Here is an 18,916-nt window from a genome sequence, read left to right as displayed (position 1 = left end):
GGATCGACCCGGGCGACAGGGTGTCAGTGGGCCAGGCCCGCGTCACGGAACGCGTCCAGGGACGGGCGGATGGTCGCGGACGGGCCGGTGGTCGGGGCCACCGCGTCCAGGGTCTTCAGGCCGTCGCCGGTGTTGAGGACGACCGTGGTGAGCGCGGGGTCGAGCAGCCCGTTCTCGATCAGCTTCCTCGTCACGCCGACGGTCACCCCGCCCGCGGTCTCCGCGAAGATGCCCTCGGTCCGCGCGAGCAGCTTGATCGCGTCCACACACTGCTCGTCGGTGACGTCCTCCACCGCGCCGCCGGTGCGCCGCGCGATGTCGAGCACGTACGGGCCGTCGGCCGGGTTGCCGATCGCGAGCGACTTGGCGATGGTGTCGGGCTTCTGCGGACGGACCACGTCGTGCCCGGCCTTGAAGGCCGCCGAGACCGGCGAGCAGCCCTCGGCCTGCGCGCCGAAGATCTTGTACGGCTTGTCCTCGACCAGACCGAGCCTGATCAGCTCCTGCAGGCCCTTGTCGATCTTCGTGAGCTGCGAGCCGGACGCGATCGGGATGACCAGCTGGTCGGGCAGCTCCCAGCCCAGCTGCTCGCAGATCTCGTACGCGAGCGTCTTCGAGCCCTCGCCGTAGTACGGGCGCAGGTTGACGTTGACGAAGCCCCAGCCCTCGCCGAGCGGGTCGCCGATGAGCTCGGAGCAGAAGCGGTTGACGTCGTCGTAGTTGCCCTCGATGCCGACCAGGTCGCCGCCGTAGACCGCGGCCATGACGACCTTGCCCTGCTCCAGGTCGTGCGGGATGAACACGCACGAGCGGAAGCCGGCCCGCGCGGCGGCGGCGCCGACCGCGCCGGCGAGGTTGCCGGTGGAGGAGCAGGACAGGGTGGTGAACCCGAACGCGCGCGCCGCCTCGACGGCGATCGCGACGACGCGGTCCTTGAAGGAGTGCGTCGGGTTGCCGGAGTCGTCCTTGACGTACAGGCCGCCGGTCACGCCCAGCTCGCGGGCGAGGTTGTCGGCCTTGACGAGCTTGGTGAAGCCGGGGTTCAGGCTGGGCTTGGTCGCCACGTCCGCGGGGACGGGCAGGAGGGGGGCGTAGCGCCAGATGTTCCGGGGGCCCTCGGCGATGAGCTTCTTCAGCTCCTCGGGGCTGCCGCTCGGCAGGTCGTAGGCGACTTCGAGCGGCCCGAAACAGAGCTCGCAGGCGAAGATCGGGCCGAGCGGGAAGCGCTCGCCGCACTCGCGGCACGACAGCGCGGCGGCGGGGCCGAGATCGACGGGGGTGGCGTTCCGAGCGGCGGCCGACGGAGATTCCGTGGTGCTTGCAACAGTCTCAACAGCCATGATGGCGAGGCCCTTTCTCCTCATCTTCCCCGCGGCGACCTTCGCCACGAGACGGAATTGGCACCTTCCCCTCCGTGACCTCGCGGTCGACGGGGTGGTTGCCGGGACTTCAACGGGCCGTATCCCTCTGTCCCTCTGGATGAGCGCTATGGCGACAGGTCGCGGACCTGTGCGTTTGTGGGCAGTCTGGAACTGCCGGGTGCAGGTGCGGGACACCTGCCTGTCACAGACGGTCAACCCCCGACATGCGAAGGTCATACGCCTTGCCCAAGACTGTAACCGACACACCGGATGGTTGAGATAGTCGTCCGAACGGCGAGATGGGTCACAGCCCGGCCGAGGGCAGAAGCCGATACGTAAGGGGACACGCACGTGCTCGAAGACGTGGAGCGCTGGCTCCTGAGCCGATCCTGGTCCGTGTCCGACCGCCCGGTCGACGGGCTGCTCGCGGCGAAACGATCCTCCCGGCAGACGGTCAGCGTCGTGCTGCCCGCGCTGAACGAGGAGGCGACCGTCGGCGACATCGTCACCGTCATCCGCCGGGACCTGATCGAGGCGCTGCCCACCCCCCTGGTGGACGAGATCGTCGTCATCGACTCCGGCTCCACCGACCGCACCTCCGAGGTGGCCGCGGCCGCCGGGGCGCGCGTCGTGCACCGGGACACGATCCTGCCGCGCGTCCCGGCCGCGCGGGGCAAGGGCGAGGTGCTGTGGCGCTCGCTGATGGTGACGTCCGGGGACATCGTCGCGTTCGTCGACGCCGACCTGAAGGAGTTCGACTCCGACTTCGTGGTCGGCATCGTCGGCCCGCTGCTGACGGAGCCGGACGTCGACCTGGTGAAGGCCATGTACGACCGCCCGCTGCGCGACGAGGCCGGCCAGGGCGGCCGGGTCACCGAGATGATGGCCCGCCCGCTGATCAACCTCCACTGGCCGCAGCTCGCCGGCTTCGTCCAGCCGCTGGGCGGCGAGTACGCGGCCCGCCGCACCCTCCTCGAACAGCTGCCCTTCCCCGTCGGCTACGGCGTCGAGATCGGCATGCTCATCGACTCCCTCAACCTCGTCGGGCTCGACGCGCTCGCCCAGGTCGACGTCGGCGTCCGCAAACACCGCCACCAGGACGGCCGCGCGCTCGGCCGCATGTCCGCGGCCATCTACCGCACCGCCCAGCTCCGCCTCACCCGAGGCAACCTCGTCCGCCCGAAGCTGACCCAGTTCGAGCGCTCCGAGGACGGGACGGGATTCGTGCCGGCGACGTACGACGTGGACACCGTCGAGCGGCCGCCGATGCGCGAGATCAGCGAGTACACGGCGCGTCGGGCGGCGTGATGCCGGGGTGCCCGGCCCGGGGTGGTCGGGTTGTCCCCAGGCGTGGGGTTGTCCACAACCCCGCGCTCGCACGTTTGAGCGTTTCGGTCTGGGGCTAAGTTCGCGACATGGTCTCTCAGCACGGCGCCCAGGTCCTCGTCGCATCGAACCGCGGCCCCATCACGTACAGCCTCGGCGACGACGGCGAGCTCGACGCGCGGCGCGGCGGCGGCGGGCTGGTCTCCGGCCTGTCGTCGGTCTCCGACAAGCTGTGGGTCTGCTCGGCGCTCGGCGACGGCGACCGCGAGGCGGTGCGGCGCGGCGTCTCCGAGGACGGGGTGCGGATGCTCGGCATCGCGCCCGAGACGCACGCGGACGCGTACAACGGGATCGCGAACTCGGTCCTGTGGTTCGTGCACCACATGCTGTACCAGACCCCCCTGGAGCCGGTCTTCGACGCGGAGTTCCGCCGCCAGTGGGCCGCGTACGAGGCGTACAACCGCGCCTTCGCCGAGGCGCTCGCCGAAGAGGCCGCCGAGGGCGCGGCCGTCCTCGTGCAGGACTACCACCTGTGCCTGGTCCCCGGCCTGCTCCGCGAGCTGCGCCCCGACCTGCGGATCGGGCACTTCTCGCACACCCCCTGGGCCCCGGTGGACTACTTCCGCCTGCTGCCCGACGACATCGCCGAGCAGCTCCTGCGCGGCATGCTCGGCGCCGACCGGCTCGGCTTCCTCACCCGCCGCTGGGCCGACGCGTTCACCGCCTGCGCCGAGGACCGCCTCGGCGGCCTCGACGGCACCGAGGTCGGCGTGCACGGACTCGGCGCGGACGCCGACTTCCTGCGCGCCCGCTCCCACGAGGCGGACGTCGACGAGCGCCTCGCCGAGCTCCGCGCGGACGTCGGCGCGGCCGCCGACGGCACCCCCCGCCGCACGGTCGTCCGCGTCGACCGCACCGAGCTGTCGAAGAACATCGTCCGCGGCCTGCACGCCTTCCGGCACCTGCTCGACACCCGCCCGGAGTGGCGCGACCGCGTCGTCCACGTCGCCTTCGCCTACCCCTCCCGCCAGGACCTCGCCGTCTACCGCGACTACATGGCGGAGGTCCAGCGGGTCACCGACGAGATCAACGCCGCGTACGGCACGGACACCTGGACCCCGGTCCAGCTCGGCCTCAAGGACGACTTCGCCCGCTCCCTGGCCTCCTACCGCCTCGCCGACGTCGCCCTCGTCAACCCGATCCGCGACGGCATGAACCTGGTCGCCAAGGAGATCCCCGTCGTCTCCGACGACGGCTGCGCCCTCGTCCTCTCCCGCGAGGCCGGCGCGTACGAGGAGCTCGCCGACGACGCGGTCACCGTCAACCCCTACGACGTCACCGGCACCGCCGACGCCCTCCACGAGGCCCTCACCCTGCCCCCCGGCGACCGCACCGAACGCACCAAGCGCCTCGCCGCGGCCGCCACCGCCCTCCCCCCGCAGCAGTGGTTCCTCGACCAGCTGGAGGCCCTGCGCGCGCTGTAGCCGCAGGCCGCCGCGTCCGGCTCAGAAGGACGCGGCGGCGAGCAGCTCCCGTACGGCGGCGCGGACGTCCTCGTCCTGGGTGAACGCCCGCCAGGCGCCGGCGGACCGCATCCGCTCGTCGCGGTCCCGGATGTCGCGCAGCAGGTCGGCGGCGGGCCGTGCCGCGGGCCCGATCCGGGCCAGGTACCGCACCGCGGCGACGGCGGCCGGCTGGTGCCGGCCTGCGGCCAGCTCGCGCACGGCCGCCGTCAGGACGGCGACGCTGCGCTCGGTGTCGCCGACGGTCGCCCACAAGGCGTGCGCCGCCTCGACGCGGGTCCAGACGTGGTTGCCGGCGGCCAAGGCCGCGAGCCGGTCCGCGAAGGGCGCGGCGTGGGGGCCGAGGTCCGCGAGCTGCCGCAGTTCCGCGAGCCCCGGTGGCCGTTCCGGCTCACGTCCGAGGAGCGCGAGGGCCGGGCCGGGATCACCACCGACCCGCCAGTACGCCCAGGCCGCGAGCTCGTCCTCCGGCCCGCCGGCACCGATCCGGGACCGCAGCAGGCTCCCCGCCGCCTCACCCGCCGCGCCGATCCCGGCCAGCGCCCTCGCCGCCGCGGTCCACGTCCGCTCGTCCTCCAGGAGGACGAGCAGGCGCGGGACGGCGCTCTCCGCCGCCGGTCCCCACCCGGCGAGCAGCTCGCCGTACCGGTGGCCCTGATGCGGGTCGGTGAGCGTGCCGATCCGGTCGCAGACGGCCGGGACGAGCAGCTCGGCGTGGCTCGCGAAGCCGCTGAGGGCCTCGGGGAGCGAGGGCAGGACGACGTGGTGGAAGTCGGCGGGGTAGTGCGCCGGATGCGTGGCGAAGCCGGACGGTGCACCGGCGAGGAGCCCCAGCAGACCCGGTAGACAGCGCTCGTCGTCCATCCGGGCCAGCGCCCACAGCGCCGCCTCCCCCACGCCCTCACCAAGCCTCGTGGCACGGACGCCGCCGTCGGTGAGCACGGCGGCGACGTCGTCGGCGTGGGCGGCGGCGGCCGGGCCGAGGCAGGCGAGCAGCTCGACGGCCCGGAAGCGGACCTCGGCGTCGGGGTCGTCCAGCCGGGCGACGAGACGCGGCAGCAGCGCGTCCGCGGGGGAACGCCACCCGGCCAGCAGCCCACCCGCCACGGCCAGGGCGGCGATCCGCTGTTCGCCGTCGGGGTGGTCGGCCAGCACGCCGAGCGCGAAGGCGGGGGACGGCCCGGGCAGCAGCTTCGACGTCCAGTGGAGGACACCCGTCACGTTGGTCCCCACCGAACTGGTGCGACGCCATCTCCCGACGCTCGGGTGGCGGACCGCGTCGAGCACGACGTCCAGCCGCCGGGCGGGAAGTGCGGGATCGGTCGCCGCCGACGCGTGGACCGCCGCTAAGCGGACCTGGGAGTCGGGGTCGTCGACGAGCGCGCGGAGCAGGTCCAGGGCCTGGGCCCGGTACGCACCGGCCGGTGTGCGCGGAACGACCCGCCCGAGCGTGAGCACCAGTTCCAGCCGGGTCGCCGCGTCGTGCTCCGCCTCCCAGGCGTGGAGCAGCGCGGGCAGGACGAGCTCGCCGGGACTGCCGCACACTCCGAGCGCGTGGGCCGCGGCCCGCCGGACCTCCGGCTCGGGGTCCTGGAGGAGCGCGGTCAGCTCGGGGAGCGCGCGGTCCCACGCCGGCGCCCAGCCGGGATCGAGGAAGCGTTCCTTGACCCGGCCTGCCTCCGCCGCCAGCGTCGCCACGAGTTCCAGCAGGAGGACGCGGCTCCGCACGCGGGGAGTCGCGGCCAGGCGCAGCACGAAGGGCAGGGCGGCCGGGGCGGCGGAGCAGATCCAGCCGCCCTGGTGGTACAGCAGGTCGCGCAGCTCGTCCGCGGCGCTCCCGGCGTCCTTGGCGGCCGGGCCGGCGCACCGGTCGAGCAGTCCCGGTAGGTCCTCGGCGGAGCCGCGGTTGTGCCGCAGACCCGCCCAGTCGATGTCGTGCAGCCCCGTCCCCATGGGCGGTGACCCTACCGACCGCCGCCGCGCGGCCGCGGCTACCCCGCGTCGGGTGCGACCGCCTGCGCCAGCGCGGCGAGCAGGTCGACGACCGCGCCCGGTCCCGGGAGGACGAGGTCGGCGCGGTCGGCGAGGTCGGGGACCTCGGTGCCGGAGCAGACGAGGAGGCCGGGGACGCCGTCGGAGCGGAGCTTCTCGACGGCGGCGTAGGCGGGAAGGTCGCCGAGGTCGTCGCCGGCGTAGAGGACGCACTGCGCGCCGGACTCGCGGACGTAGTCGGCGAGGGCGACGCCCTTGTCCATGCCGGCCGGGCGCAGCTCCAGGACCATCCGGCCCGGCTCGACGATCAGGCCGTGCCGCGCCGCGAGCTCCGTCAGCGGGCCGCGCAGCGCGTCGAACGCGGCCTGCGGGTCCTGCGCGCGGCGGGTGTGGACCGCGACCGCGCGGCCCTTCTCCTCGATCCACGTGCCCTGCCAGGCCCCGATCCCGTCCAGGAACCCCGGCAGCTCGGCCCGCGCCGCGGCGACGCCCGGCGGGGGCGGGGGCGAGTGCACCGTCCCGGTCGCCGCGTCCCAGCGCTCCGCGCCGTAGTGCCCGAGCACCGTCATCCGCTCCAGGCCCGCGACGCCGTCGAACCCGCCGTACCGCACCGCCGTCACCGCCGGCCGGCCCGTCACCACCGCGACCGCGCCCACCCGCGGCGCGAGCCCGGCCAGCGCCTCCACGGCCCCCTCGTGCGCCCGCGCCTGCTCCGGGTCAGGCACGATGTCCGCCAGCGTGCCGTCGAAGTCCAACGCGACGACCGCGGAGGCCGGTCGCGCGACCAGCGCGTCCATCGCCTCCCGCCCGGCGGCGGTACGCGGAACAGGCAGTTCTGAACGGTGGCTTCCCATGCGGTGAGCCTAACGGGTGGCTTCGGCGCCCCGGCCGGCGAGCGATGGTCGAAAACCTAGCCCGGCCGGCGTTTGAGGCCGGAGGGGCGCAGCCCCGACATGGGGGTGCAGGGGGCGGAGCCCCCGCTTCCCACCGAGGGGCGGAGCCGAACGCGTCAGCGGCGCTCGCGGCGGGCCGCGCGTATCCGCCGCAGGCGGTTGACGGTCACCGGGTCGGAGGCGAGCGCGGCCGGGTCGTCCAGCAGCGCGTTCAGGTGCTGGTAGTACCGGGTCGGCGACAGCCCGAGCCCCTCCCGTATCGCCCGCTCCTTCGCCCCCGGGCCCGGCCACGCCCGCCGCTCCAGCGCGAGCACGTCGAGGTCGAACGCGGACAGCGGCCCGTCGGGCCCGGGCCCGTCACCGGACGGCGGCGGGGAGGTTTCGGTCATACCCCGAACATAGCCGCCGCCACTGACAGCCCGGCCGCCGCCCGAACGCCCCCGCGACTACTCCGCGTTCTCCGCCGCGGTCGCGTCCCGCTCGATCCGCCCGAGCACGCTCTCGGGGTCGCCGTCCTTGGCGACGGTCCCGCCGATGCTCTTCTTGACCGCCTCGGCGACGCTCGGCCACGTCGTCTTGTTCACCGGCGGCAGCTGGGCGTTGGGCAGCGCCTCCAGGAACGTCTTCAGGTCCTTGTGCTTGGGGTCGTCCGACATCTTCTGGAACGCCGTGTTCGTCACCGGGAGGATGTCGTACTTCTTCGAGAAGGCGAGGATGTTCTTCGGCTGGTAGAGGAAGTCCAGGAACTCGCCGATCTCCTTGCGGTGACCGTTCTGCTTGAAGCCCATCATCCAGTCGGCCACGGCCATCGTGGACTGGGCCGGGCCCTTCGGCCCCGGGATCGCGACCTTCCCGACCTCGACACCCGCCCGCTCCGCGTTCTTCATGAGCGTCGGGTGGCCGTTCAGCATGCCCACCTTGCCCTGCTCGAACGCGGTGAACGCGGCCTGGCGGTCGAGCTTGCCCGCGGGGACCGGGCCGACCAGCCCCGGGGTGACCAGGTTGTCCCGCAGCCACGTCAGCGTCTTGACGTTCTCCTTGGAGGCGATGGCGTACGAGTTGGCGGAGTCGGTGTAGCCGCCGTCCGCGGAGAGCGTCCAGAGCATCGTCTCCGCCTGCGCCTCCTCGTATCCGAGCGGCAGCGCGTACGGGTACTGCACGCCCTGCGCCTTCAGGGTCTGCGCCGCGCTCTTGAGCTCTTCCCAGGTGGTCGGCGCGGAGAGTCCGGCGTCGCGGAACATCTTCTTGTTGTAGAAGAGCGCGCGGGTGCTGGACGCGAAGGGCATGCCGTACTGGACCCGGTTGAGCTCACCGGCCTGCGCCAGCTTGGGCAGGAAGTCGGCCTGGGTGGGGATGGAGAGCAGCTCGTCCGCGCTGTACAGCTTGCCCTCGGCGGCGAAGTCGGAGTACCCGCCGATCTGCGCCATGTCCGGCGCCTCGCCCTTCTCGACGAGCTCCTTCACCGTCTTGTCGACGACCGACCAGCTCATCGGCTTGACGGTGATGGTGGTGCCGGGGTGGGTGCTCTCGTACTCCTCGACGACCTGGCTCCAGAAGAGGTCGACGTGGGTATTGGGCTTCTTCGGCTCGCCGTACTCCGCGACGATCATGGTCAGGTTGACGTCCCCGGACCCGACCCCGCCGCCACCGCAGCCGGACAGTCCCAGCGTCATCGTGAACGCGGCAGCCGCCGCCGTGCATATGAAGGACCGACGCTGCACCGCTGTTCCCACCCTCTGACGCCCGTGATCCGGCCGTGACCGCTGTGACACGTGAAGGGCGATTCTGCCCCCGCACCGCGTCAAGGTCTACACCACGCTGATATCACTTCCGCAACGAGGGTGCGCGCGGGCGGGTGCGGTGTTGCGCGGCTCGCGCGGAGTGTGGCTTCGCCGCTGCGCGGCTTGGGGGGCGGGAGCGGGGGGGTGCCGCTGCTGCGCGGCGGACACAGCGGGACTCCGCCGCTGCGCGGCGGGGGGCAGTGTGGCTTCGCCGCTGCGGGGCTTTGGGGGGGGCGGGAGCGAGGGGGTGCGCCGCTGCGCGGCTGGGGCGAAGTGTGGCTTCGCCGCTGCGCGGCTTGGGGGGCGGGAGCGAGGGGGTGCGCCGCTGCGCGGCGTGTCCAGTGAGTGCTGCCGTTGCGCGGCAGGCGCGCCGCGCCGCTGCGCGTGTGCGACGGCGTGAGGGTGGGGTGGGTGGGGGTGCCCCCGCAGCGACGGAGGAGCGAGGGGGTGCGCCCGACCGGCCCGCCCGGCCCGCGACGGACGCGATCGCCGCGCGCGACGCCCCGCAGGTCGCTGCCGGGACCACGGCCCGCGGTCCGCCGCGCGCCTCCATCCGCCCCGCCCGAGGAAATCGCGGGCGAGTGGACTAGACCTTTTAGGGGGGCGCAGGTCAGACTTGCCCCGTGAGACATGTCATCGCCCTCGATGTGGGCGGCACGGGAATGAAGGCCGCCCTGGTCGGCCCGGACGGCACCCTGTTGCACGAGGCGCGCCGGGCGACGGGCCGCGAGCGGGGCCCGGCCGCGGTGGTGGAGACGATCCTCGACTTCGCGGCGGAGCTGTACGCGTACGGCGCGGACCGCTTCGGAACCGCCGCGACGGCCGCGGGCGTCGCGGTGCCGGGCATCGTCGACCCCGAGGAGGGCATCGCCGTCTACGCGGCGAACCTCGGCTGGCGCGACATCCCCCTGCGCCGCCTGCTGAGCGAGCGCCTCGCCGGCATCCCGGTCGCCCTCGGCCACGACGTCCGCACCGGCGGCCTCGCCGAGGGCCGCCTCGGGGCCGGCCGCGGCGCCGACCGCTTCCTGTTCGTGCCGCTCGGCACCGGCATCGCGGGCGCGATCGGCATCGGCGACGGCATCGAGGCCGGCGCGCACGGCGACGCCGGCGAGATCGGCCACATCGTCGTCCGCCCCGGCGGCACCCCGTGCGGCTGCGGCCAGCGCGGCTGCCTGGAGCGCTACGCGTCCGCCTCCGCCGTGAGCCAGGCCTGGGCCGCCGCCTCGGGCGACCCGGACGCCGACGCGGCGGACTGCGCCAAGGCCGTCGCGGACGGCGACGCACGGGCCGTCGCCGTCTGGCAGACGGCCGTCGACGCGCTCGCGGACGGGCTGCTCACCGCGCTGACCCTCCTGGACCCCGGGACGCTGATCATCGGTGGCGGCCTGGCCGAAGCCGGGGAAACCTTGTTCACACCACTGCGCGCGGCGGTCGAGGAGCGGATCACGTTCCAGAAGCCGCCCGTGATCGTGCCGGCGGCCCTCGGGGACACCGCCGGGTGCCTGGGCGCGGGACTCCTCGCCTGGGACGTCGTCGGCGGGCCCGCCGGGCCCGACGAGTCCTCGGCCGCTCCGACCACCGGCTCGGACGACGCCACGGAGGTACGCGCCTGATGGCCGCAGCACACAAGGTTCTGACCGGCGCCCGGGTGGTGCTGCCCAGCGGCACCGTCGAGGGCGGCCGGCTGGTCATCGACGGCGAGCGGATCGCCGACGGGAGCGCTCCCGACGGGGCTTCGGGTGTTCCCAAGACCGACCTGACCGGCCACTGGGTCGTCCCCGGCTTCGTCGACCTGCACAACCACGGCGGCGGCGGCGCGTCGTTCACCTCCGGCACCGCGGAGGACGTCCTCACCGGCGTCGCCACGCACCGGCTGCACGGCACGACGACGCTGGTGGCGTCGACCGTCACCAGCGACCTCGCGGTGCTCGCGGACCAGTCCGCGCTGCTCTCCGAGCTGGTCGAGCAGGGCGACCTGGCGGGCATCCACTTCGAGGGCCCGTTCATCTCGCCCTGCCGCAAGGGCGCGCACAGTGAGAACCTGCTGCTGGACCCGGACCCGGCGGTCGTCCGCAAGGTGATCGACGCGGCCCGCGGCGCGGCGCGGATGGTCACCCTGGCCACCGAGCTGCCCGGCGGCCTGGACGCCGTGCGGATGCTCGCCGACCAGGGCGTCATCGCGGCCGTCGGCCACACCGACGCGACCTACGAGCAGACGGTCGACGCGATCGAGGCCGGTGCGACCGTCGCGACGCACCTGTTCAACGCCATGCCCGCCCTGGGGCACCGCGCCCCGGGGCCGATCGCCGCGCTCCTGGAGGACGAGCGGGTCACCGTCGAGCTGATCAACGACGGCGTGCACCTGCACCCGGCCGCCCTGGAGCTGGCGTTCCACCGCGCGGGCGCGGGACGCGTCGCGTTCATCACCGACGCCATGGACGCGGCCGGCTTCGGCGACGGCCGCTACCTGCTCGGCCCCCTGGAGGTCGACGTCGTGGACGGCGTCGCACGGCTGGTGGAGGGCGGTTCCATCGCCGGCTCGACGCTCACCCTGGACACCGCGTTCCGGCGCGCCGTGACCGTCGACGGGCTCCCGGTCGCGGACGTGGTCCGGGCGATCTCCGCGAACCCGGCCCGGCTGCTCGGCCTGGACCACGAGATCGGCTCCCTGGAGCCCGGCAAGTACGCGGACCTGGTCGTCCTCGACGAGACGTTCACCCTGGCGGGCGTCATGCGCCGCGGCGAGTGGATCGTGGAGCCGCCGAAGGCGTGACGCCGGGCGCGGGTCCTGAGGAAGGCGGTCGGTCCGGAGGTCTGGGCCGACCGCCTTCTTTTTGGCATGATCATCAGGGCCCCGGGCGCACCGGCGGCACGTCCCGCGCAGCCCCGTACGACACGTTCTCCAGGGGGACCCAGGTGATTCTCACCGTCACGCCGAACACGGCCCTGGACGTCACCTACCGCGTCCCCCGGCTCGTCCCGCACAGCACGCACCGGGTCGGCGACGTCGTCGAGCGGCCCGGCGGCAAGGGTCTGAACGTCGCCCGCGTGCTCGCCGCGCTCGGCCACGAGGTGACCGTCACCGGCTTCGCCGGCGGGGCGGCCGGCGCGGCCGTCGGTGCGGCGCTGCGGGCGGACGGCCCCGGGCGCGCGGCCCCGCTGCACGACGCACTGGTCCCCGTGGGCGGCACGACCCGCCGCACGGTCGCCGTGGTCGACGCGGCGACCGGCGACACCACCCAGTTCAACGAGCCGGGTCCGCAGATCACGGCCGCGGAGTGGGACGCCCTGGTGGCCGTCTACCGCGACCTGCTGCCGGGGGTCCGCGCGGTGGCGCTGTGCGGCAGCCTCCCGCCGGGCGTCCCCGTCGGCGCCTATGCGGCGCTGGTGCGGCTCGCGCGGACGGCCGGGGTGCCGGTGCTCCTGGACACCGCCGGCGAACCGCTGCGGCGCGGCATCGCCGCCCGCCCCGACCTGGTCAAGCCGAACCTCGACGAGCTGGCCCAGCTCACCGGCTCCCGCGACCCGCTGCCGGCCGTCCGCGACGCCCGCCGCAAGGGCGCGCGGACCGTCGTCGCCTCGCTCGGCCCGGACGGGATGCTCGCCGCGACCCCTGAGGGCACCTGGCAGGCCCGTCCGCCGCGGGTGCGGGGCAATCCGACGGGGGCCGGCGACTCGGCCGTCGCCGGCGTGCTCAGCGGCCTCGTCGAGGGCCTGGACTGGCCCGCCACGCTCACCCGCGCGGCGGCCCTGTCCGCGGCGACCGTACGGGCCGCGTCCGCGGGCGAGTTCGACCGGCAGACGTACGACGAACTGCGGCCGCGGGTGGAGGTCAGCGCGCGCACCGCGGGCGTCTAGCGGGGGTCCAGAGGGGCGACGGTCCGAACGCGGCCCCGAGGACCGCGCTCCGGGCGCTTGAGCCGGGTCACCGCACACCCGGACCGCCGGCACGACAGGTCAACAGGATCACAGCTCAAGGGGGAAGCGCGCATGCCGCTCGTCAGCACGGGTGAACTGGTCACCGCCGCACAGGAGTCGGGGCGCGGCGTCGCCGCGTTCAACGTCGTCACCCTGGAGCACGCCGAGGCGATCGCCGCCGGGGCGGAGCGCGCCGGCGCCCCGGCCGTGCTGCAGATATCCGAGAACGCGGTGCGCTTCCACGGCGGCGACCTGACCGCCGTCGCCGCCGCGGCCATCGCCGTCGCCCGCGCCTCCTCCGCGCGGCTCTCGCTGCACCTGGACCACGTCGAGTCGGAGGACCTGCTGCGGGCGGCGCACCCGGCCGGCTTCAGCTCGGTGATGTTCGACGCCTCGAAGCTGCCCTACGGCGACAACGTCAAGCGGACGGCGGAGGCGGTCCGTTGGGGCCACCGGCGGGGCCTGTGGATCGAGGCCGAGCTCGGCGCGATCGGCGGCAAGCACGGTGACGCGCCGCTCGACGCGCACGCCCCCGGCGTCCGCACCGACCCCGCCGAGGCCGCCGCCTACGCCGCCGACACCGGTGTCGACGCGCTCGCCGTCGCCGTCGGCAGCTCGCACGCGATGACCGCGCGGACCGCGTCCCTGGACCACGCCCTCATCACGCGCCTCAAGGAGGCCGTTTCCGTCCCCCTGGTGCTGCACGGCTCCAGCGGCGTCCCCGACGACGAGCTGCGCCGCGCGGTCGCGGCCGGCATGACGAAGATCAACGTCGGCACCGCGCTCAACACGGCCTACACCGGGGCCGTCCGCGACTTCCTCGCCACCGACCGCGCGGCGGTCGACCCGCGCACGTACCTCGCGCCCGCGCGGGAGGCGATGGCGGCGACGGTGGAGCACTTCCTGGGGGTCGTCGTCGGCTGACGGCCGGGCACGCGAAGGGGCCGCCCCGTCGCGGGGCGGCCCCTGTCAGGTCGCGCGGCCGGGCCTCCGGGGAACCCTCAGCCGTTCGGTCAGCCCTTCTCCAGCCACACCTGGTCCAGGTTCGCGTCGCAGGTGTCACCCTGCTCGCAGGAGATCATGAGGGTGTTGCTGCCCTTCTTGAGCTGCACCTGCGCGTAGGTCCGCGTCCACCCCTTGTCCCAGGCGCCCTCGGAGGCGTGGGCGAAGTTGTCCATGTTGAGCTTGCGGGTCTGCGGCTCACCGTTGACGGTGAGGGTGGTGCTGGCCTTCTTGCCGGGCACACCGTAGGTGACGTACAGCCGGTACTGCCCGTCCTTGGGGACGTCGTTCACCGCCCACGTCGCCGACGCGCCCACCTGGTTGAGCCCGGCGACGTACGTGCCGCCCGCGGCCTTGGCGCCCTTGATGTCACCCGCCACCGTCGTCCCGCCCGCCAGGGTGAGCGCCTTGGCGTCCTCCTTGGGCAGCGGTGCGGGCGCCGGCTTGTCCTGGTTCTTGCCGTCGCCGCCCTGCTTGACGGCGTCGCCCGGGGGCTGCTCCTGCGTGACCGAGGGGGCCGGGTCCCCGCCGGCGTTCTCCGGCTCGTCGTTGCCGCCCGTGGCGACCGCGATGCCGATCCCCGCGACGACCGCCGCGACCACCGCGAGCGCGCCGATGAGCAGCCCCTTGGTGTTGGGGCCGCGCCCGCCGCCGCTGCCGCGCCGGTTCTGCGCCCGCGAGGCCGGCGGCCGGCCGGGCTGCCCGGGGCCGCCGGGGAGCGTCTCGGGGGCCGCGTAGTACGCGGAGGACTGCTGCTGGGGGGCGTGCGGCGGCATCTGCCCGTGGGAGGGCTGCCCGGCGGTCTGCTGCGGCTGGCCGTACTGCCGCTCGCCGACGGTGCGGACCTGTCCGTAGGAGGAGCGCGAGCCCGGGTAGCCGTAGCCCCCGCCGCCCGGGGGCGGGGTGGCGCCGGCCGCCTGGCCGTCGGCGTACAGGTAGCCGAAGACGTCGTCTTCGGCGGGCGTCCCTTGCGTGCTGTCCGCGCCGCCGTTGCCGGGCGTCGTCATCCCCTGGTCACTCCTCAACATGGTTCTCGGCCGCACCCCGGTACTTACCAGGTACGGGGGCACTCCCGGTGCCCTGTACGGGAATCCGGCGGCCAATGTTCATGATCGATTCATCGCCGACGGGGCTCGCCGACCCGGCCGAGCCTACCGGCTCCGGGTGGCGGGACCGGCGGGAACCGGCGGCCCGCCGGCCACCGGGCCGGCCCCGGGACCCTGCCCGCGACCCTCCCGGCCAGGCGTTATCCAGCCCGTCTGTGAGCCTTCGCACGTGACCGCTTCTCGACGTACATCCGCTGGTCCGCACTGTGCAGCACCTCGTCGGCCGACATGCCGCAGTGCGCCCAGCCGATGCCGATGCTGGCCCCCACGCGCACCGCGCGGCCGTCGACGCGGATCGGCGGGATGATCGCGTTGCGCAGCCGGACGGCGAGGTCGGCGGCGTCCGCGCGGCCGAGGCCGTCGGCGAGCACCACGAACTCGTCCCCGCCGAGCCGGGCGACGGTGTCGCCGTCGCGGACCGCGCCGGTGAGCCGGCGGGCGACCTCGATGAGGACGGCGTCGCCGGTGGTGTGCCCGAAGCGGTCGTTGATGGACTTGAAGCCGTCGAGGTCGCAGAAGAGCACCGCGAGGCCCTTGGCGCCGTCGTCGCGCCCGCCCTCGCCGGGCGCGGTGAGGTGCGTGTGGTGGCCGTGGGCGGAGCCCGCCGGCGGGTAGGCGAAGGTGTGCCCGCCGCTGTCGGTCAGCGCCGGGTCGTGGACATTCCGGCCGGTCGGTCGGAGGTGCTGCCCCGAGGCCGCCGGGGCGTGCGCCTCGTAGGCGGCGTCCATCTCGTCGATCACGTGGGGCCGTCCGGCGTGCGGGCGGCGGCAGAGGCGCGAGGAGAGCCGGGAGCGCAGCTCGGCGCTGTTGGGGAGGCCGGTGAGCGAGTCGTGGGAGGCCCGGTGGGCGAGGTGCAGCTCGTGCCGCTTGCGGTCCTCGATGTCCTCGACGTGGGTGAGCAGGAAGCGCGGGCCGTCGGCGGTGTCCGCGACGACGGAGTTGCGCAGCGAGACCCAGACGTAGCTGCCGTCGCGGCGGCCCAGGCGCAGCTCGGCGCGGCCGCCCTCGGCGGAGGTGCGCAGCAGGGTGCCGATGTCCTCGGGGTGGACGAGGTCGGCGAAGGAGAAGCGCCGCATGCCGCTCGCGGGGCGGTTGAGGAGCCGGCACAGGGCGTCGTTGGTGCGCAGCAGCCGGCCGTGCTCGTCGCCCCCCATCTCGGCGATCGCCATGCCGCTGGGCGCGTACTCGAAGGCCTGGCGGAAGGACTCCTCGCTTGCGCGCAGCGCCTGCTGCTCGCGCTCCAGGCGCACCAGGGCCCGCTGCATGTTGGCGCGCAGCCGGGCGTTGCTGATCGCGATCGCGGACTGCGAGGCGTACATCTGGAGCGCCTCGCGCCCCCACTGCCCCGGGCGCCGCCCGTTGCGGGGGTGGTCGACGGATATGACCCCGATCAGCTCGCCGCCCGAGGAGCCGGTGGAGTACATCGGCGCGAAGAGCCGGTCCGAGGGGTGCCACTCGTCGGGGAAGCGCGGTTCGTGGCCCTCGGTGTACCAGCCGGGGACGTCGTCGTCGTCGAGGACCCAGCCCTCGGTGTGGGAGATGAAGCGCAGGTCGCCCCAGGCCTCCCCCATGGACAGCCGGCGCTGCCAGGAGGCGCGTGAACCGACCCGTCCGGTGACGAGCTGGTCCGCCTCGGCGTTGCCCGCGAAGGCGGCGACGACGAGGTCGCCGTCCGCCTGGACCAGGTTCACGCAGGCGAGCTCGTAGCCGAGCCCGTTCACGATGCCGTCGGCGACGGCCTGAAGGGTGTCGGCGAGGCTCCGCGCGGTGTTCAGGTCGGCGACCACCCGGTGGACCTGTCGCAGGGTGGCAAGGCGGACGTAGGGCTCCGACTCGGTCTCCATGGATCACCCCCTGCGGACCCTCGGCAGCTGACTCCAGGTGCTTGTCGTACGAATTACTGGCAACTGAATCACAGGGAGCTGCCCTACCGGTACACAGGGTCAACGATTACCCCAAGCTGTGACTCAAGTCACAGAAGGTTACCGCAAGTTACTTTTCGCCCCGGGAGCGCTCCCCCTGCTTCCCGGCCCGCAAACCGGAAGGCGCCTCCGCCCGGCGCCCCGCCCAGGACCTACGTCCGAGGCCCGATGCGGAAGCAACGGCTCCAGGGCTAGCGTCGTCGTGTGCTGACGAACACCTCCCCCTCATCCACCGCCCGCGCGGACTCCTCCCCCGCGCGCACCGGCGGCATACCGCATGCTGATGGCGTGAGCGACGAAACGTTCCGGGCGGTGATGTCCCGGCTGGCGGCCGGCGTGGTCCTGGTCACCGCGCACGACCCCGACGACGGTCCGCGCGGCGCGGACGCGGGGATGACCGCCACCTCGTTCCTTTCCGTCTCCCTGGACCCGCCGCTGGTCCTGGTGAGCGTCCGGGAGGGGTCGCGGATGGACGACCTGCTCGCCGAGCAGCCGCTGTGGGGCGTCTCGCTGCTGAGCGAGGCGCAGCGGCAGACGGCGGGGCGGTTCGCGATGAAGGGCCGCCTCAGCGACCGGCTGCTCTTCGAGGACCTGCCCCACGTCCGGGGCGAACTGTCGGGGGCGCCGCTGGTCCAGGGGGCGCTGGCGACGCTGGAGTGCCGCACCGAGCAACGGGTGCCGGCCGGCGACCACACGCTCGTCGTCGGCCGGGTCCTCGCGGCGTCCGTGGCGCCGGCGGGGGGCGAGGCCGCGGGTCCGCTGACCTACTACCGGGGGAGCTACCGCCACCTGAGGTGAGCGGCCTACGTCCAGTCCTTGCCGGAGCGTCCCTGCTTCGTCCGGGCGCGCTGCTTCTTCTCCCGCAGCCGGCGCTCGTTGATGCCGCGCGGGACGCGGGTCGCGCGGCGCGCCTTGGGGGGCGGCGCGGTCGCCTCGGCGAGCAGCGCGGCCAGCTTCACCGCCGCCGTCTCCCGGTTGCGCCACTGCGAGCGGTGCTCCGAGGCCCGCACCGTGAGCACGCCGCCCACGAGCCGGGACGCGAGCCGCTCCAGGGCGCGCGCCTTCCACACCTCCGGCAGCGCTTCGGTGCGCGCGAGGTCGAAGCGGAGCTCGACCTGGGAGTCGCTGGTGTTGACGTGCTGGCCCCCGGGTCCCGAGGAGCGCGAGAAGCGCCACTGGAGCTCCGCCTCGGGCAGGACGACGGAGCCGCGGATGACATGGGGACCGGACATGCCTCCCATCCTCCCGTGTCAGCGCGGACACGTCACGCGTGTTTCCGCGCGCGACGGGCCGCCGCGCCCTTAAGCCGTCCGGACGGCTCGGTAAAGAAAGCAAAGCCGCCAGGAACCCTGCGGTCCCCTGCCCACGTTAGGGAGGGTGACGGTAACTTCGTGGTCCGTCACGGAGCCCGTCGGCCGCGCACACCCCGTGCGGGGCGGAGCGAAGCGAAGAAAGGGACATCCCCATGGCTGTAAGCCTGTCCAAGGGCGGCAACGTCTCCCTCTCCAAGGAGGCCCCGGGCCTGACCGCCGTCACGGTGGGCCTGGGCTGGGACGTCCGCACCACCACCGGCACCGAGTTCGACCTCGACGCCTCGGCGATCGCCGTCAACACCGCCGGCAAGGTCTACTCCGACCAGCACTTCGTCTTCTTCAACAACAAGGCGACGCCGGACCAGTCCATCGTCCACACCGGCGACAACCGCAGCGGTGAGGGCGAGGGCGACGACGAGCAGATCAACGTCAACCTGGCCGGCCTCCCCGCCGACATCGACAAGATCGTCTTCCCGGTCTCGATCTACGACGCCGAGAGCCGCTCGCAGAACTTCGGCCAGGTCCGCAACGCGTACATCCGCATCGTGAACCAGGCCGGCGGCACCGAGATCGCCCGCTACGACCTCTCCGAGGACGCCGCCACCGAGACCGCCATGGTCTTCGGCGAGCTCTACCGCAACGGCGCGGAGTGGAAGTTCCGCGCCGTCGGCCAGGGCTACGCCTCGGGCCTGACGGGCATCGCCCAGGACTTCGGCGTCAACGTCTGACGCACCGGCACACCGCCCCGAGGGGGCCGGACCCCCCCCGGGGCGGCCCGG

The 18,916-nt window shown here is 74.0% G+C and carries 16 protein-coding genes and 1 riboswitch; of the genes, 8 read left to right on the top strand and 8 right to left on the bottom strand.

What is annotated here, in order from left to right:
- Nucleotides 1–23: 23 nt before the first annotated feature.
- Nucleotides 24–1,340, bottom strand: coding sequence for a threonine synthase (thrC, locus tag ACFWEG_RS14725; protein WP_387214214.1), 1,317 nt, complete (start codon nucleotides 1,338–1,340; stop codon nucleotides 24–26).
- A 17-nt stretch (nucleotides 1,341–1,357) separates the two neighbouring features.
- Nucleotides 1,358–1,486: riboswitch (SAM riboswitch) on the bottom strand.
- Between the two features lie 226 nt (nucleotides 1,487–1,712).
- Here thrC and ACFWEG_RS14720 point away from each other — a divergent pair.
- Together ACFWEG_RS14720 and ACFWEG_RS14715 are read left to right on the top strand one after the other, a co-directional pair.
- Nucleotides 1,713–2,669: a glucosyl-3-phosphoglycerate synthase gene (locus ACFWEG_RS14720; RefSeq protein WP_387214211.1), complete on the top strand. Its 957-nt coding sequence runs from the start codon at nucleotides 1,713–1,715 to the stop codon at nucleotides 2,667–2,669.
- 107 nt (nucleotides 2,670–2,776) lie between these two features.
- Entirely contained in the window at nucleotides 2,777–4,171 is a 1,395-nt protein-coding gene (locus tag ACFWEG_RS14715; RefSeq protein ID WP_387214208.1) for a trehalose-6-phosphate synthase, read from the top strand.
- A gap of 21 nt (nucleotides 4,172–4,192) precedes the next feature.
- On the opposite strand, the gene ACFWEG_RS14710 is transcribed toward ACFWEG_RS14715, so the two are convergent.
- The 4 genes from ACFWEG_RS14710 to ACFWEG_RS14695 form a co-directional block, all read right to left on the bottom strand.
- Nucleotides 4,193–6,163 (bottom strand): HEAT repeat domain-containing protein, encoded by a 1,971-nt coding sequence (locus ACFWEG_RS14710; RefSeq protein WP_387214205.1) that lies wholly within the window; start codon nucleotides 6,161–6,163, stop codon nucleotides 4,193–4,195.
- A 38-nt stretch (nucleotides 6,164–6,201) separates the two neighbouring features.
- Complete coding sequence (gene otsB / locus ACFWEG_RS14705; protein WP_387214202.1) at nucleotides 6,202–7,056, bottom strand: trehalose-phosphatase; 855 nt, start codon at nucleotides 7,054–7,056, stop codon at nucleotides 6,202–6,204.
- 155 nt (nucleotides 7,057–7,211) lie between these two features.
- The gene (locus tag ACFWEG_RS14700) at nucleotides 7,212–7,484 is read right to left on the bottom strand and encodes a DUF3263 domain-containing protein (RefSeq protein ID WP_387214199.1); all 273 of its coding nucleotides are present in this window, start codon (nucleotides 7,482–7,484) and stop codon (nucleotides 7,212–7,214) included.
- 57 nt (nucleotides 7,485–7,541) lie between these two features.
- A complete protein-coding gene (locus ACFWEG_RS14695) occupies nucleotides 7,542–8,768 on the bottom strand; it encodes an extracellular solute-binding protein (protein ID WP_387214196.1) in 1,227 nt (408 codons plus the stop codon).
- Between the two features lie 731 nt (nucleotides 8,769–9,499).
- Here ACFWEG_RS14695 and ACFWEG_RS14690 point away from each other — a divergent pair.
- The 4 genes from ACFWEG_RS14690 to ACFWEG_RS14675 all read left to right on the top strand — a co-directional run bounded on the left by ACFWEG_RS14690 (nucleotide 9,500) and on the right by ACFWEG_RS14675 (nucleotide 13,718).
- The gene (locus ACFWEG_RS14690) at nucleotides 9,500–10,489 is read left to right on the top strand and encodes an ROK family protein (protein WP_387214193.1); all 990 of its coding nucleotides are present in this window, start codon (nucleotides 9,500–9,502) and stop codon (nucleotides 10,487–10,489) included.
- Nucleotides 10,489–11,649 carry an N-acetylglucosamine-6-phosphate deacetylase gene (nagA, locus tag ACFWEG_RS14685; protein ID WP_387214190.1) on the top strand — a complete coding sequence of 387 codons (1,161 nt, stop codon included), beginning with the start codon at nucleotides 10,489–10,491 and terminating at the stop codon, nucleotides 11,647–11,649. The genes ACFWEG_RS14690 and nagA overlap by 1 nt, the downstream gene beginning before the upstream one ends.
- A 143-nt stretch (nucleotides 11,650–11,792) precedes the next feature.
- The gene (locus tag ACFWEG_RS14680) at nucleotides 11,793–12,734 is read left to right on the top strand and encodes a 1-phosphofructokinase family hexose kinase (protein WP_387214187.1); all 942 of its coding nucleotides are present in this window, start codon (nucleotides 11,793–11,795) and stop codon (nucleotides 12,732–12,734) included.
- Between the two features lie 132 nt (nucleotides 12,735–12,866).
- Nucleotides 12,867–13,718, top strand: coding sequence for a ketose-bisphosphate aldolase (locus ACFWEG_RS14675; RefSeq protein WP_387214184.1), 852 nt, complete (start codon nucleotides 12,867–12,869; stop codon nucleotides 13,716–13,718).
- 89 nt (nucleotides 13,719–13,807) lie between these two features.
- Here the strand turns inward: ACFWEG_RS14675 and ACFWEG_RS14670 are convergent, their stop codons facing one another.
- Together ACFWEG_RS14670 and cdgB are read right to left on the bottom strand one after the other, a co-directional pair.
- Nucleotides 13,808–14,803, bottom strand: coding sequence for a carbohydrate-binding protein (locus tag ACFWEG_RS14670; RefSeq protein WP_387214181.1), 996 nt, complete (start codon nucleotides 14,801–14,803; stop codon nucleotides 13,808–13,810).
- A 239-nt stretch (nucleotides 14,804–15,042) separates the two neighbouring features.
- On the bottom strand, nucleotides 15,043–16,746 hold the full coding sequence (gene cdgB, locus ACFWEG_RS14665) for a diguanylate cyclase CdgB (RefSeq protein ID WP_387214178.1): 1,704 nt from the start codon (nucleotides 16,744–16,746) through the stop codon (nucleotides 15,043–15,045).
- A 393-nt stretch (nucleotides 16,747–17,139) separates the two neighbouring features.
- On the opposite strand from cdgB, the gene ACFWEG_RS14660 reads away from it, so the two are divergent.
- Entirely contained in the window at nucleotides 17,140–17,622 is a 483-nt protein-coding gene (locus ACFWEG_RS14660) for a flavin reductase family protein (protein WP_387214281.1), read from the top strand.
- A gap of 5 nt (nucleotides 17,623–17,627) precedes the next feature.
- On the opposite strand, the gene arfB is transcribed toward ACFWEG_RS14660, so the two are convergent.
- Nucleotides 17,628–18,065, bottom strand: coding sequence for an alternative ribosome rescue aminoacyl-tRNA hydrolase ArfB (gene arfB, locus ACFWEG_RS14655; protein ID WP_387214175.1), 438 nt, complete (start codon nucleotides 18,063–18,065; stop codon nucleotides 17,628–17,630).
- A 224-nt stretch (nucleotides 18,066–18,289) separates the two neighbouring features.
- Between arfB and ACFWEG_RS14650 the strand changes: the two genes are divergently transcribed.
- Entirely contained in the window at nucleotides 18,290–18,865 is a 576-nt protein-coding gene (locus ACFWEG_RS14650) for a TerD family protein (RefSeq protein ID WP_387214172.1), read from the top strand.
- Nucleotides 18,866–18,916: the final 51 nt, after the last annotated feature.

Source organism: Streptomyces sp. NPDC060194 (genome assembly GCF_042728285.1).
Taxonomy (GTDB): domain Bacteria; phylum Actinomycetota; class Actinomycetes; order Streptomycetales; family Streptomycetaceae; genus Streptomyces.
The sequence above is the reverse complement of the archived record's forward strand: the minus strand, read 5'-3'. Positions and strand labels throughout refer to the sequence as shown.

What these genes read in the sequence shown, in the direction of transcription:
- ACFWEG_RS14700 (WP_387214199.1), bottom strand. Translation starts at nt 7,484, where the DNA reads ATGACCGAAACCTCCCCGCCGCCGTCCGGTGACGGGCCCGGGCCCGAC.
- ACFWEG_RS14715 (WP_387214208.1), top strand. Translation starts at nt 2,777, where the DNA reads ATGGTCTCTCAGCACGGCGCCCAGGTCCTCGTCGCATCGAACCGCGGC.
- otsB (WP_387214202.1), bottom strand. Translation starts at nt 7,056, where the DNA reads ATGGGAAGCCACCGTTCAGAACTGCCTGTTCCGCGTACCGCCGCCGGG.
- nagA (WP_387214190.1), top strand. Translation starts at nt 10,489, where the DNA reads ATGGCCGCAGCACACAAGGTTCTGACCGGCGCCCGGGTGGTGCTGCCC.
- thrC (WP_387214214.1), bottom strand. Translation starts at nt 1,340, where the DNA reads ATGGCTGTTGAGACTGTTGCAAGCACCACGGAATCTCCGTCGGCCGCC.
- ACFWEG_RS14670 (WP_387214181.1), bottom strand. Translation starts at nt 14,803, where the DNA reads ATGACGACGCCCGGCAACGGCGGCGCGGACAGCACGCAAGGGACGCCC.
- ACFWEG_RS14660 (WP_387214281.1), top strand. Translation starts at nt 17,140, where the DNA reads ATGTCCCGGCTGGCGGCCGGCGTGGTCCTGGTCACCGCGCACGACCCC.
- ACFWEG_RS14650 (WP_387214172.1), top strand. Translation starts at nt 18,290, where the DNA reads ATGGCTGTAAGCCTGTCCAAGGGCGGCAACGTCTCCCTCTCCAAGGAG.
- ACFWEG_RS14695 (WP_387214196.1), bottom strand. Translation starts at nt 8,768, where the DNA reads ATGACGCTGGGACTGTCCGGCTGCGGTGGCGGCGGGGTCGGGTCCGGG.
- cdgB (WP_387214178.1), bottom strand. Translation starts at nt 16,746, where the DNA reads ATGGAGACCGAGTCGGAGCCCTACGTCCGCCTTGCCACCCTGCGACAG.
- arfB (WP_387214175.1), bottom strand. Translation starts at nt 18,065, where the DNA reads ATGGGAGGCATGTCCGGTCCCCATGTCATCCGCGGCTCCGTCGTCCTG.
- ACFWEG_RS14675 (WP_387214184.1), top strand. Translation starts at nt 12,867, where the DNA reads ATGCCGCTCGTCAGCACGGGTGAACTGGTCACCGCCGCACAGGAGTCG.
- ACFWEG_RS14710 (WP_387214205.1), bottom strand. Translation starts at nt 6,163, where the DNA reads ATGGGGACGGGGCTGCACGACATCGACTGGGCGGGTCTGCGGCACAAC.